Below are 13124 nucleotides of genomic sequence, written 5' to 3'. Positions count from 1 at the left end.
GCCTGGGAGGTGTATACTCCTCATCGAACAATGAGGCCGTAACCCCATCACCCCAAGCGACAGGTGGGCAAACGACCTCATCGTGGAGCAGGCTTTGGATAAAGGGTGGAGAGAACGAAAGGCCTCCATCGCTGAGATAAGGGAGTATGGGGTATGGAGATCGAGGACAAGATAGAACTGCAAAGGCAAACGCCCTCGCAACACCTGGAACAGTTGACACTGTTAAGTGAGCTCATCACCAGAATAAATGCCAGCCTGAATCTGGATACAGGATAAGAGGAATAGGACTTGGTTTAACCCTTTGTAAATACATCATAGAGGCCCACGGTGGCCATATCTGGGCAGAGAGCGAGGTGGGCAAAGGGAGCACTTTTTATTTCAGTTTGCCCCTCTCTACCGAAAAGACAGCTGTGTGAGTCAACCGTCACCTCAGCCCCTGCGGTCTCCCCTCAGTCCAATAGCCCGCTGTCTTTAAGGAGCTCTTTGATCTCTTCCTTCTGTTCACTGGTTAGGGGCTGAAGGGGCAGCCGTGGTTCACCCCCGAAATAGCCGAGGAGATCCAGGGCCACCTTCAAACCGGCTACCCCATATTTGGCCGTTACGGCCCGGTTAAGCGGTAACATCCGCAAGTGCAGAGCCCTCGCCTCCTCGTGCTGCCCAGATTGGAACAACCGAAGTATCTGTACACAGGCGTGAGGGGCGATGTTAGCCAGGGCTAAGATTCCCCCGATGGCTCCCAGGCAGAGGGCGGGGTAGAGCAGGCTCTGTGACCCAGCCAGTACGACGAAGTGCAGGGGACAGGACCGTAACACTTCTCCTATTTTGACGATGTTGGGACTGCTGACCTTGATGCCCTTGATGTTCGGATGCTGGGCTAGGGTCAAAATCTGTTCCGACGTAAGGTCGATGCCCGTAAAGGCGGGAACGTCGTAGACTATCACCGGCCGTGGCGACCTGTCGGCGATGGCTCGATAATGTTCCCAAAGGGCCTTGGTAGTTATCTGCGCTTTGAAGTAGTGAGGGGTGACTACCAGGACCGCATCAGCGCCCATCTCCGCCGCTCTCATGGTTAGGCGGATAGCGGCCAGGGTGCTCTCAGCGCCGGTTCCGGCGATAAGCAACTTATCCGCCGGAATATGTTGCCTGGCCGTGGCGATCACGGCCTCCTTTTCCTGCTCGGTTAGGTAAACATATTCCCCATTGGACCCTAGAACGACGAAACCGGCCAGGGGGGTACGATTCCAGCGTTCAAGGTTTTGCGCCAGGTGTTGATGGGCTATGCCGTCACCCTCGAAAGGGGTAGGGATGGGGGGAAAGATACCAGCCAGTGAAAAATCCCTGTTCATCGTCTCCCTCGTTATTACTTTGGCTGCAGGATGTCCATCGGCACAGTGATTATACGGAACGGCAGTGCTTCCACAGCACTATTCTCCTCTGGCCCGATCAAGTGCAGTTTACTCCCAGCCCCGGTCTCGGCCCTCGGCCCGACGGCCTGTGTGGTCATATCTGTCGCATCGAACACGAGAAGGAAGTTGTCGAAACGGGCCTCAAAGTTCGCTTGAAATGCGCCAGCGGCGAGGCCAACGTAGCCGCTCCCCAGCGTGCTATCGTACGTCGATCCAATCTGCAGCCCATTCACATAGAGCTCTATATAGGTCCCCCTTCGAACCACCTTCAGACGATTGGTCTGGTTGCCCGACCTGATCACCGTGTTCCCACCTGATGTGAGCGTGGTCCAGGTTTTAGCCGACCGGTTGTAACGTTCGAGCCGGTATTGCCCGTTGTAGACCTCATACAGGTAAAAACCCGCATCTCCCGAGCCAAAGTACAGCCCATAAGTCCCATTGGTACTCGCCACAGCCCGCGCATCGACCTCAGCCCTGAAGTCAGCAGTGCTAAGACTGTGCCCAGCGCGCACAACGTAATTCGCCTGCTTGACCAGGATGCGATACTCGCCATCGACATACCCCACTGAGGTTACAGCATCATCTCCGCTAGGCCAGCCGCCGCCTGGATTGCTGAAATCATCACTAAAGGGCCACTGATAGGACTTAGCGATGTGGGGTAGATAGACCTTTGCAGGCGTAGAACTAAGGGACGGCGTAAGACTGAGGATCTGCTGCTCCGGCTGTTGTCCTTTACTTTGGCTGGCTACCAGAGTTGGTGGGGTAAGTACAACGGCAAGCACGATCAGGAGGAAAGGTGCAGCATACCAGCGCATTTTATGGCCTCCGTTGCCCGTAGTATTTGATTACGGTGAAGACCATACCATGCCATAGCGAGCAAAGTCAATATGCGGCGGGCTGGGTTGTAGAAACGGGGGCTTGACAATCGCCCTGGGATGGCCTAATATATAAATGCTTCTTTATGTGTTGACGGAGCAAATCGAAGTGAAAGAGCTAAAGGTGGCGTTCCGCGCCCTGGCTGATGTAACCCGCTTGCGTATTCTCTATGAGCTGGCCAAATATGAGGAAATGAATGTTTCTGATCTGGCCAGGTCGATCAAGCTCAGTCAACCACTGATGTCATGGCACCTGCGCATATTGCGCAAATCAGGGCTGGTGAGTACCCATCGCGAAGGGCGACAGGTATATTGCGCCTTGAATCGGAATCGCCTCGCCCAATGCCAAGGCGCTTTGAACGAGCTATGCGGGGAAACCCGCGATCCCCTATCACTAAAAGACCCTGAATATCGTTGCCCCCCATCCCCAGTTCCCCTTTAATAAGGGCGTAAAAGGGGATAAGGATCAAACAGAAAGGAGATTGGAACCTTGGGTAAGATCAGAGTAGCCATCATCGGCGTAGGCAACTGTGCCTCTTCACTTGTGCAGGGAATCGCTTATTACCGTAATGCCAAAGAGGATGATTTCGTTCCAGGGTTGATGCACGTCAATCTCGGCGGATATCACATCCGTGACATCGAGTTCAGCGCTGCTTTCGACATCGACAAGAATAAGGTGGGCAAAGACCTGGCCGAAGCCATCTTTACCAAACCCAATAATACAATCAAGTTCACCGATGTGCCACCATTAGGGCTACGCGTTGAACGAGGCATGACCCACGATGGGCTTGGCAAATACCTCTTGGAGATAATCGAGAAGGCGCCTGGCTCCACGGCCGATATTGTGGGTATCCTGAAAGAGACCAAGACCGACGTGGTGGTCAGCTACCTACCGGTCGGTAGTGAGGAAGCCACCAAGTGGTACGTTGAACAGGTTCTCGATGCCGGTTGTGGTTTCATCAATTGCATTCCTGTTTTTATCGCCCGGGAGAAGTACTGGCAGAAACGATTCATGGATCGCGGCTTGCCGATTATCGGCGATGATATTAAGTCCCAGGTAGGAGCCACCATCACCCACCGCGTTCTAACCAGGCTCTTTCGCGAAAGAGGAGTCAAGCTGGAGCGTACTTATCAGCTGAACTTTGGGGGGAACACCGACTTCTATAATATGCTTGAACGTTCCCGCCTGGAGTCCAAAAAGATCTCTAAGACAAACGCGGTTACCTCCCAACTGGACTACGACTTAGGCTCGGACAACGTCCACGTTGGTCCGAGCGACTATGTGCCCTGGTTAACTGACCGTAAGTGGTGCTATATTCGGATGGAGGGACGAACCTTTGGTGATGTTCCTTTGAACCTGGAACTGAAATTGGAGGTTTGGGATTCGCCCAACTCAGCTGGCGTGGTCATCGATGCCATCCGTTGTTGTAAACTGGCCCTCGACCGTGGACTCAGTGGAGCCATCGAGGCTCCATCAGCCTACTTCATGAAATCGCCACCTGTGCAATACACCGATGCTCAGGCCAGGGAGATGGTGGAGGAGTTCATCCGCCAGAGCGAGCAGGAGGGAACAAGTGGAGGAGCAGCCTAAAGCGAACCGTAAGGAATGGTGGAGGCGATTCATCGAGCTAGCCAATCAGTTTAACCTCACTTATTGGGTGATTCGCCTCAGCGGATTTTTAGCTCGAATTCTGCCCGTTCGGGTCAGCTACGCCATCGTCGTGAGCATCTCCTACCTCATCTATCTGACCTGGCACCGCCTTCGCCAAACAGCGAAGGAGAACATTCGGCAGATACTTGGCGATGGCACTGATGAGAAGACCATAGCTCGCCTGGCCCGTAGCGCCTTCCGAAATTACTTCAAATATATGGTTGAATTTCTGCGCTTCCCCGTGCTCAAGAAGAGCGATGTGGAGCGCTTGATCTGTTCTTCCGGTTGGGAACACCTCGATCACGCTCTTAAAGAGGGTAAGGGAGCGATCTTTTGCGGATTCCATCTGGGCAATTGGGACCTGGCCGGAGCGGCCATCGCTTTACGTGGTTACCCTCTGAATGTGATCGCGGAGACCTTTCAGCCTCAACGCTTAGATGAGTTGATTCAGGGCCAACGCATGCAGATGGGGATGAGAATCATCCCCATCGAGATGGCCGCTAAGCGGATAGTGCGCGCTCTGCGGCAGAATGAGGTCTTAGCCCTACTAATTGATTGTCCGGCTGGCGAAAATGGGGTCATCGTCAACTTCTGCGGTGGTCAGGTCACCATTCCTGCCGGCCCAGCCCTGCTCGCCCTTAAGACGGGAGCCAAACTGCTCCCTGGCTACCTGATCCGCCAACCCGACAACACCTTCCATGGGGCAATAACCCCACCAGTAGAAGTGGAGCCGACAGGCGACATAGCTAAAGATATTCAGGTGATCACTCAACAACTGATGAATCGGCTTGAGGAGTGGGTTAAACAGTATCCGGATCAATGGTTTGTGTTCAGGCAGCTGTGGACGCACGGCGGGGCCATGGCGCAACTGGTCGGTTAAGCAAACCCACCTATGTTGACCTATATCCTCTTCCGTTTAGGCAGCGCCATCGTGCCACTATTACCTTTGCGCTTGGGTTATCGACTGGTTACCCTATTGGCTGACATCGCCTACTGGTGCCAACCTAGAGTGCGTCATAACGTGGAGAGCAATCTACACCGCGTCCTTGGTCCAACTGAAGATGGACGGCTCCGGGAGACTGTACGAGGTGTCTTCCGCAGCGGAGCAAGGAACTATTACGACCTTTTCCGTATTCCAAGATTGAACCTCGCTGAGCTCACACGGATTGTCACCGTACACGGTTGGGAATATCTGGAGCAGGCATTGCAGGGGGGGCGGGGAGTCATCATTGTCTCGGCTCATCTGGGGAACTTCGATCTGGTCGCCCAAATGGCCAGGGTTCATTCATATTCCATCACTATACCGGTGGAGCATGTCAAGCCTCAGTGTCTTTTCGAACTGGTGAACAGAACTAGAGCCAGTAAAGGACTAAGATTGATACCTCTTGATCAGGGGGCATTGAAAGCTGTGCAACAGGCGCTGCGACGGAACGAGATCGTGGGCCTCGTCGTCGACCGTGATATCCAGCAAAGCGGCGTTTCCGTTCGTTTCTTTGGGGAAACGACGAAAATCTCCAATGCTCCAGTAGTATTATCCTTACGGACAGGGGCAAGGATCCTCCCAGCACGTAGTGAGCGTCTAGCGGATCACGCCTACGCTGTCCACATCTACCCACCGCTGGAACTGGAGATTTCCGGCAACCCGACCTATGACACGCAGGTGAACACCCAACGGATAGCTACAATCATAGAGGAGTTCATCCGGCAAGAGCCAGACCAATGGGTAGTTTTTGAACCCATCTGGGCTGACTGAGCCTTCCAATATCGGCTAAGGAGAGAGCGGACAGATGACAATGGGTGATACTAGGGTGATCGGGCGAGCTGATCTGCACATTCACAGCGCCACTGGAGACGGTGTGGCCAGCGTTCAGGAGATTATGGACTATGTCGAGGAGCACACCGACCTGGACCTAATCGCCATTACCGATCATGATGAGATCATGGGGGCTTATGAGTCACGCGAGCTGGCTGCTAGATACAACTACCGCTTCGAGGTAGTCATTGGGATGGAGGTGACGACGCTCGATGGCCACCTGATCGGCCTATTCCTTGAGAGACCCGTTCGAATGCTCCAATCGTTGGAAAAGACGATCGAAGCCATCCACGAACAGGGAGGGGTCTGCATCGTACCCCACCCGATGAGCTGGCTTACCCTCAGCGTAGGACGGCGTGTGCTGAAGCGTATAATGACCCGTACGGGCGATTGTGGTATGATATATTTAGATGGGATTGAGATGTTGAATCCCAGTATCGCTGGAAGGGTGGCCTATCAGCAGGCCAGACAGTTTAATGAGGCTGTTCTGGGGTTACCAGAGGTTGGGGGTAGTGATTCCCATAACCTCCCCCTCATCGGGACTGCCTATACACTCTTCGAGGGGCGTACGGCAGCCGACTTCAAACTTAGTTTAGTCGAAAAGAAGACGAAGGCCGCTGGCCGCTTCTGGACCGCTGAGGACCACTTGCGAGGGATGGCCAGTCAACAATTTAAGAGCTTGGTCATCCATCCTGGACAGAAGGTGTCTAAGGTGATCAATGGGATTTGGGGACAGGGTAAATGACTATGAAAATAGCTTTGGTTTCACCTTATGACTATCCCTATCCCGGGGGTGTGACGCAGCATATCCACCACCTGGAAGAAGAATTTAGACGGCTGGGGCATCAGGTCAAGATTATCGCTCCCTCCTCCAGTGACAAGGAGGAGCTCGCCCGGGAGAATATCATCAAGGTGGGTAATGTCGTCTCTATACCAGCTAATGGATCTGTAGCGCGCATCACCCTGTCCCTTCGTCTATCAGGTCGGGTCAAGCGTATCCTGGATCATGAGCAGTTCGATGTCGTTCATCTACACGAGCCTATGCTGCCAGCGCTGCCTCTCACGGTGCTGCATCACTCGCGAGCATTGAATATAGGCACCTTTCACGCCTATTGGGGCACCAACATAGCCTACTTTTACGCCAAACCGATATTGAAAAGGTTTTTCAATAAGCTCGATGGGCGCATCGCTGTCTCTGAAGCAGCGCTCGGCTTCGTCAGCCGCCACTTCCCAGGAGACTACACGATCATTCCTAATGGTATCAACCTCCAACGATTCGGGGGCGATGTTCCCCCCATCGCTGAGCTGCGCGATGGGAAATTGAATATTCTTTTTGTTGGACGTCTGGAGAAGCGAAAGGGATTTAAATACCTTTTGAAGGCCTTCCCGCTGGTAAAACGAGCCCTACCGCAGGCGAGGCTGATCGTTGTTGGGGCCTATAGCGAGGGAGTAAAGGCTCGTTACGAGGCCTACGTGGCTCGCCATAACCTTCAAGATATAATCTTTACCGGCTATGTCACCGCAGATATGCTTCCTCGCTATTACCGCACATGCGACGTTTTCTGCGCCCCCTCCACCGGAGGAGAGAGCTTTGGTATCGTCTTGTTAGAGGCGATGGCCTCAGGTAAACCGGTAGTCGCCTCAGACATTGAGGGTTATCGTTTGGTAGTCAGCGACAGTGTAGATGGCTTGCTTGTGCCCCCTAAGGATGAGGAGGCCCTGGCTGAGACACTCATACGCCTCTTACAGGATCCATCATTGGGTTACGAGATGGGTCAACGAGGAGCACTTAAAGCGCAGGATTATTCCTGGTCGAAGGTCGCCCGTCGCGTCCTGAATTATTACCAGAGCGTTATGCGCAGTTGTGGTATGGCTCCCATCCAAAGTCCTCTGCCACAACCGTCACCTCTCCGGGTGCCTGGCTTACCACTCATCCTCCTCACTTAACTTAGGCCAGGGAATAGATGTTAAGCGACCGACTCAAGCGGCGGGTCCGTCGAGGCGCCGAGTACGTCGCCAGGGGCATCGCTCGTACAGGGCTGAGTCCTGACGCCCTCACCATCCTGGGGTTCCTTCTGAATGTTCTTGTGGCCGCAATCATCGCCTCGGGTCAGCAGCTTATCGGTGGAACCTTAGTTCTGTTGGTGGGCGCCTTCGATATCCTAGATGGCGCCCTGGCTAGGGTGACTCAGAGGATGACCACCTTTGGTGCCTTCCTGGATTCCACCATCGATCGCTATTCTGAGGCTGTTATCTATTTCGGCCTTCTGGTGCTGTACGCCGGGCGGGGACACGAGGCCCTGCTCATTTACGCTGTGATTGTTGGCTCATTGATGGTGAGTTACACGCGGGCACGGGCTGAAGGATTAGGACTGCGCTGCGAGGTGGGATTGTTCGCCCGCCCTGAAAGGGTTATCTTATTGGGATTGGGGTTGCTCCTCAATCAAGTCTACCTTACCCTCTGGGTTTTGGCCATCCTGGTCAATCTAACGGCAGTGCAGCGCGTCCTATACGTTTGGCGAACGACGAGGCCTACTAGATAAGCCCCTTACTCAAGGCGTAAGTTGCGGCCTGGGCCCTATTCTGAGCGTGTAGCTTCTCTAAGATGTTGCACAGATGATTTTTCACTGTATTCTCCGTGATGCATAACTGCACGGCGATCTGGCGATTCGTGGCTCCGTCAGCAACCAGTCGCAACACCTCCCTTTCTCGCAAGGATAGCTCTCCTCTTACAGGCGCCATTTCGACCGCTCCTTGACGGACGAACTCGCGCAGGATCTTAGCCGCAATCGTACCGGAGATAGGAGCTTCCCCCTGAAAAACACTCTGGATCATTCCAAACAGTTGCTCAGGATGGATGTTCTTCAGAAGGTAGCCCTGGGCCCCATTCTTGATGGCACCGAAGAGATCCTCATCTTCGTCGGAGACAGTAAGCATCAGAATCTTAATGTCAGACATCTCTTGCTTAATCAGTCTAGTAGCCTCCAGCCCATCGCAACCAGGCATATGGATGTCCATCAGGATGAGGCCTGGTTTCAGTTCCCTAGCCTTCTCTAATGCCTCCTGTCCGTCTCCAGCCTCACCTACCACCTGCATCTCTTCACGCTGAGCGATCAGGCTACTCAGTCCCTTGCGGAAGAGAACGTGATCGTCAACTAATAACAGCCGTATCAGTTCCAAGTTTCTCACTCCCCTTCTACTAGGCAATAGGTAAGCTCACAATGATCTTTGTTCCCCGCCCAGGGCTTGATTGTATCTCAAACGCGCCCCCCACGCTTTCAGCCCTCTCGCGCATCGTCTCCAACCCGAAATGTTCTCCTCGCGCCAGGGCCACTTGGGTGACATCAAATCCCTGCCCATCATCCCCGATGCTTATCTGGGGCTGGCCATCTATGAGATCAAGGCGGACCCAAGCTCTGGTAGATTGAGCGTGCTTGCGCACGTTAGTCAGCGCTTCCTGTATGATGCGAATGAGTTGAATCTCAGTGGTAGGAGAAAAGTTAGCGTCAAAGCCATCACCAACGATAAGCTCGGTATGGATACCATGTTGACGACTGAACTTATGGAGATACTCAGTAAGGGTAGAGATTAGCCCCCGACCCGGCGATACGGTTGTCCGCAGGTCGAGGATAGCCTCACGCACATCAGCATAGGCGTCTTCCGAGACTCGTTCCATCTCCTGTATCTCTGCCCTGGCCTTCCCAACCTCCCCCTGGAGGAGTAGATCCCCAGCTATCCTGCTTTTCAGGCTCAGCAGGCCCAATACTTGAGCCAAACCGTCATGCATCTCGCGCCCGATCCGGTCACGTTCTTCCAGAACGGCTAGTCTTTGCACTTGATCATAAAGTCTGGCGTTCTCGATAGCGATGGCCGCCTGATTAGCCAAACGGGTTAACAGGATTATATCCGCTTGAGTAAATTTATGCACCTCTCGATAAGCAACGTACAGCGTTCCAAACGCTCTTTCCCCGATTCTCAGAGGAACAGCCAGGTGAGAACGCAATCCCTCCGCCATCACTATCGGATCCATCTCGTGGGTGATCGTCGGCGATGTACAGTAATCCTCGATCTCAACCGGCTCACCACTGCCGATGACCTTGCCCGCCAATCCCTGTCCCGGTTTTAGCCGAATCTGCTTGAATTCCTCCGTGCGAACCCCACTGGTCGCCTTCATAAATATCTCCTGGCGCTCCTCATCAAAGAGAGCGAGAGCGACCACCTCGCTGCCCAAGAGCTGATGCGCTTTCTCCACAACTGAATGCAAAATCTTATCAATGCCGGCCAAGGCCGTGATCTCCAGACCGACGTTATAGAGGGCCTCCGTCTCCCTATGACGCTGCTCAAGCTCCCTTGTCCGTTCTTCTACTTTCCCTTCCAGTTCCTTGCTCCATCGCTCGGCCTCCTCCTGAGCCCGCCGCTGTACCTCAAGCGTCTGTTGTTGAGCCTGGAAACGCTCCTGGATCGCCTTTTCCAGCTGCCTGTTCTGCTCGATCTCAAAGATGCGCAGAATGCGCACGATAAAGTAGGCAATCAAGGTAGCGAATGTGGCTTGCCATACCTGTACCGGTACGCCAACAGCGGCGAAGAATGTTCCATAATTGAGCACTGAGGCCGGGAAGAATGCCGCGCCGGGCACAACAAGCCCAGTAATGAGAGCGTCAAGGCCGAAGAGAGCAGATGCCCAGCCACAATCTCGCGCAATCTGAGATAGGTCCATCGCCTGGAAGAGGGGACGCTGAGAGGCCAGGGCTATAGCAGCCAGGATGGCCCCTGGCAAATAGAGCAGATAACGCGTCAGAATTCCGCTCATGGTCAGCCACTCGGCAGCGATCGCTCTAGCAGGGAGGCAAACCAACAGCAGCCCTGCCACCCAAAGGGCCAGGAGGATGAACGGCATCCAGGACAACCAACGGTACTTATCCGTGGTTATAAGAATCAGCCTCACTCCGAACTGAATAAGGAGAAAAGCCCCGGCAGCGAGAAGGATTGCTTTTAGCAACGATGAAACCTCGATGCCTCCCAACACTACTGCCGCTCCGGTCGTAACTGGAGTGGCGTGGCATGAGAGGCAACTGGTGGGCTGAATCTGGTGAAGGAGAACAGTGGTAGGGCCGGGGGTTGAACGGGAGATGGCCAGAAACATCTCTAGCCAGCCACTCAGGCCGGAGAGTAAGCCGAAGCCAGCTAAGTAACCCAAAGCGCTGGCCATCTTCATGCCGCTGGACCTGCGCCATTCCAGGGCCACAGCTACGCCCATAGTGAAAAAGGCCAGCCCATAGATGAAAAAGACCAAAACTATGTTATGGCTGAACAGGGTTCTCACAATCGTGCTCTTGAGGGTCAGACTCGCCGAACCTTGATTCTTATCTTCACTTCAGAGCATTGTACCAGAGCAAGAGCGGAAGGCAAAATGCCCCAGTGTGGACCAGGCCAACCCCCTCGAGATATTGATTTGAAGGTTGTTATTTGCCCAAATAATCCCTATAATCCGGAATAGACATAGATTCAGATAACAGGGTTACCTAAAAAGATAGAGGGATTTTTTCGGCCGTGAAGATCTTGTTACATACCTGCTGTGCCCCATGCGCCACCTATGTCCTCCAGGTCCTGGCCGCAGAGGGACACGAAGTCACCGCTTACTTTTACAACCCCAATATTCACCCAGCAGAGGAGTATGAGCGCCGCCGCGCGACTTTACAGGATTTTGCCATTCGAATCGGACTCCCAATCCTGGAGGATAGCTATGATCCACAACAATACTTTGCCGCCATTGGCCAGGAAACCGAGAAGCCTGGGCGCTGTCGGCATTGTTATCGTTTGCGGCTGGAGCGGACGGCCGCTAAGGCCCAGGCGCTGGGATATGAAGGTTTCACAACGACACTTCTGATCAGTCCCTATCAGGATGAGGAGATCCTAGGCCAAATCGGACAGGAGCTGGCCGAAAGGTATGCGCTTCAATTTTACTACGCCGATTTCAAAGCAGGGTATTGGCAAAGCCGTATGCTGGCTAAGGAGTCTGGACTCTACAGGCAAAAGTATTGTGGCTGCACCTTCAGCCTCAGTGGATCTTAAAGAGGTATCCCTAAAAAAAACATCCGTACCGTCAGAGTAAGTTTTTTGGACAGCTACCATAGTGTCGCCTGTTGAGACAAGCGATCCTTGTAAGATATGCCTAAATGGTCGTAGGCTAATTTAGTGGCGACACGCCCTCGGGGGGTACGGGCGATGAAACCGAGCTGCAAGAGATACGGTTCGTAGACATCCATAATGGTATCTGCCTCTTCGCTGACTGCGGCAGCGATGGTCTCAATGCCAACAGGCCCACCATTGAATTTCTCGATGATCGTCATCAGCACCTTGCGGTCAATGTCATCCAGCCCTGTCTCGTCGATCTCAAGCATCGCCAACGCCTGCTTGGCCACCTCCTCGGTAATCACCCCGGCGGCGCGAACCTCGGCATAATCGCGCACCCGCTTCAGGAGGCGATTAGCCACGCGGGGCGTCCCCCGCGCCCGGCGGGCGATTTCGTTAGTCCCTCCTGGCTCTATTTTCACATCGAGGATGCGGGCCGAGCGATGAACGATCCTCCGTACTGACTCCTCATCGTAGAAGTCGAGGCGATAGGTGGCCCCAAAGCGGTCGCGTAAGGGGGAGCTGAGTAGGGCATAGCGCGTTGTCGCCCCAATGACCGTGAAATGGGGAAGCTTCAGACGGATGCTCTTCGCGGCCATCCCTTTACCCAAGATCATATCCCAGGCGAACTCCTCCATCGCCGGATAGAGGGCCTCCTCCACCACCCGACTCAGGCGATGGACCTCATCAAGGAAGAGGATATCACCCTTCTGCAAGCTGGTAAGGATCGAGGCCAGGTCACCCGGAATAAAGATGGCCGGCCCGGAGCTGATCTTGATTTTAACCTCCATCTCGTTGGCGATGACGTTGGCCAGGGTCGTCTTGCCTAAGCCGGGCGGACCATAGATTAAGATGTGATCCAGCGCCTCTCCCCGCGCTTTTGCTGCCTCGATCAGGATTTTGAGATTCTCCTTGACCTTCTCCTGTCCGATATACTCCACCAGCCGCTTTGGCCTCAAGCTGGCGTCGATGGCGATATCCTCTTCGCGCAGTTTCGGTGATACAACTCGCTCTATCATCTTCTATTCCTGCTTATATTGAGTACAACCAAGCCCCATTATAGCAAAAGTGCTTCGCAGGAGGAAGACAGCTAAGGCTAGCGCGCGGGTGGCTGGTTACCTGTTGTTGTCCAGTGAAAATGTCACCCTAATTGTTCAGTGATTTTGTCACCATTACCTGCCTACGCCAAGGATGATTAGCTGCAGGCCGCCAAGGACTGGCCTTAGTTGCCTTCGGCAGCGAAACTG

Annotated in this window: 13 protein-coding genes and 1 pseudogene; 9 read left to right on the top strand and 5 right to left on the bottom strand. The window is 53.9% G+C overall.

Annotated elements, in window-relative coordinates; genetic code table 11:
- The first annotated feature begins 275 nt into the window (after window positions 1–275).
- Window positions 276–416 (top strand): annotated as a pseudogene (locus M1136_05770) (cell wall metabolism sensor histidine kinase WalK).
- A gap of 33 nt (window positions 417–449) precedes the next feature.
- On the opposite strand, the gene M1136_05765 reads toward M1136_05770, so the two are convergent.
- Together M1136_05765 and M1136_05760 are read right to left on the bottom strand one after the other, a co-directional pair.
- Window positions 450–1346: a dihydrodipicolinate synthase family protein gene (locus tag M1136_05765; GenBank protein MCL5075145.1), complete on the bottom strand. Its 897-nt coding sequence runs from the start codon at window positions 1344–1346 to the stop codon at window positions 450–452.
- Window positions 1347–1360: 14 nt separating this feature from the next.
- Window positions 1361–2221: a hypothetical protein gene (locus M1136_05760; protein ID MCL5075144.1), complete on the bottom strand. Its 861-nt coding sequence runs from the start codon at window positions 2219–2221 to the stop codon at window positions 1361–1363.
- A gap of 136 nt (window positions 2222–2357) precedes the next feature.
- Here M1136_05760 and M1136_05755 point away from each other — a divergent pair, with 136 nt between their 5' ends.
- The 7 genes from M1136_05755 to M1136_05725 are packed head-to-tail and all read left to right on the top strand — an operon-like array spanning window position 2358 to window position 8288.
- A complete protein-coding gene (locus tag M1136_05755) occupies window positions 2358–2723 on the top strand; it encodes a metalloregulator ArsR/SmtB family transcription factor (GenBank protein ID MCL5075143.1) in 366 nt (121 codons plus the stop codon).
- A 48-nt stretch (window positions 2724–2771) separates the two neighbouring features.
- On the top strand, window positions 2772–3872 hold the full coding sequence (locus M1136_05750) for an inositol-3-phosphate synthase (protein MCL5075142.1): 1101 nt from the start codon (window positions 2772–2774) through the stop codon (window positions 3870–3872).
- On the top strand, window positions 3856–4812 hold the full coding sequence (locus tag M1136_05745; protein ID MCL5075141.1) for a lysophospholipid acyltransferase family protein: 957 nt from the start codon (window positions 3856–3858) through the stop codon (window positions 4810–4812). Before M1136_05750 ends, M1136_05745 begins: the two co-directional genes overlap by 17 nt.
- A 12-nt stretch (window positions 4813–4824) precedes the next feature.
- Window positions 4825–5685, top strand: a complete 861-nt coding sequence (locus M1136_05740; GenBank protein ID MCL5075140.1) for a hypothetical protein — start codon at window positions 4825–4827, stop codon at window positions 5683–5685.
- A gap of 34 nt (window positions 5686–5719) precedes the next feature.
- Entirely contained in the window at window positions 5720–6490 is a 771-nt protein-coding gene (locus M1136_05735; GenBank protein ID MCL5075139.1) for a PHP domain-containing protein, read from the top strand.
- A gap of 2 nt (window positions 6491–6492) precedes the next feature.
- The gene (locus M1136_05730) at window positions 6493–7692 is read left to right on the top strand and encodes a glycosyltransferase family 4 protein (GenBank protein ID MCL5075138.1); all 1200 of its coding nucleotides are present in this window, start codon (window positions 6493–6495) and stop codon (window positions 7690–7692) included.
- Between the two features lie 17 nt (window positions 7693–7709).
- A complete protein-coding gene (locus tag M1136_05725) occupies window positions 7710–8288 on the top strand; it encodes a CDP-alcohol phosphatidyltransferase family protein (GenBank protein MCL5075137.1) in 579 nt (192 codons plus the stop codon).
- Here the strand turns inward: M1136_05725 and M1136_05720 are convergent.
- On the bottom strand, window positions 8281–8925 hold the full coding sequence (locus tag M1136_05720) for a response regulator transcription factor (GenBank protein ID MCL5075136.1): 645 nt from the start codon (window positions 8923–8925) through the stop codon (window positions 8281–8283). The genes M1136_05725 and M1136_05720 overlap by 8 nt on opposite strands.
- Before the next feature lie 19 nt (window positions 8926–8944).
- Window positions 8945–11068: a GAF domain-containing protein gene (locus tag M1136_05715; GenBank protein ID MCL5075135.1), complete on the bottom strand. Its 2124-nt coding sequence runs from the start codon at window positions 11066–11068 to the stop codon at window positions 8945–8947.
- Between the two features lie 227 nt (window positions 11069–11295).
- Between M1136_05715 and M1136_05710 the strand changes: the two genes are divergently transcribed.
- Window positions 11296–11817, top strand: a complete 522-nt coding sequence (locus M1136_05710; GenBank protein ID MCL5075134.1) for an epoxyqueuosine reductase QueH — start codon at window positions 11296–11298, stop codon at window positions 11815–11817.
- A 53-nt stretch (window positions 11818–11870) separates the two neighbouring features.
- Here the strand turns inward: M1136_05710 and ruvB are convergent, their stop codons facing one another.
- Window positions 11871–12896, bottom strand: coding sequence for a Holliday junction branch migration DNA helicase RuvB (gene ruvB, locus M1136_05705; protein MCL5075133.1), 1026 nt, complete (start codon window positions 12894–12896; stop codon window positions 11871–11873).
- Between the last annotated feature and the right edge of the window lie 228 nt (window positions 12897–13124).

The sequence above is a fragment of the Chloroflexota bacterium genome (assembly GCA_023475225.1).
Classification (GTDB): Bacteria; Chloroflexota; UBA6077; order FW602-bin22; family JAMCVK01; genus JAMCVK01.
The sequence above is the reverse complement of the archived record's forward strand: the minus strand, read 5'-3'. Positions and strand labels throughout refer to the sequence as shown.

Coding starts and splice junctions, on each gene's coding strand:
- M1136_05730 (MCL5075138.1), top strand. CDS start 6,493: ATGAAAATAGCTTTGGTTTCACCTTATGACTATCCCTATCCCGGGGGT.
- ruvB (MCL5075133.1), bottom strand. CDS start 12,896: ATGATAGAGCGAGTTGTATCACCGAAACTGCGCGAAGAGGATATCGCC.
- M1136_05740 (MCL5075140.1), top strand. CDS start 4,825: ATGTTGACCTATATCCTCTTCCGTTTAGGCAGCGCCATCGTGCCACTA.
- M1136_05755 (MCL5075143.1), top strand. CDS start 2,358: ATGCTTCTTTATGTGTTGACGGAGCAAATCGAAGTGAAAGAGCTAAAG.
- M1136_05765 (MCL5075145.1), bottom strand. CDS start 1,346: ATGAACAGGGATTTTTCACTGGCTGGTATCTTTCCCCCCATCCCTACC.
- M1136_05735 (MCL5075139.1), top strand. CDS start 5,720: ATGACAATGGGTGATACTAGGGTGATCGGGCGAGCTGATCTGCACATT.
- M1136_05725 (MCL5075137.1), top strand. CDS start 7,710: ATGTTAAGCGACCGACTCAAGCGGCGGGTCCGTCGAGGCGCCGAGTAC.
- M1136_05760 (MCL5075144.1), bottom strand. CDS start 2,221: ATGCGCTGGTATGCTGCACCTTTCCTCCTGATCGTGCTTGCCGTTGTA.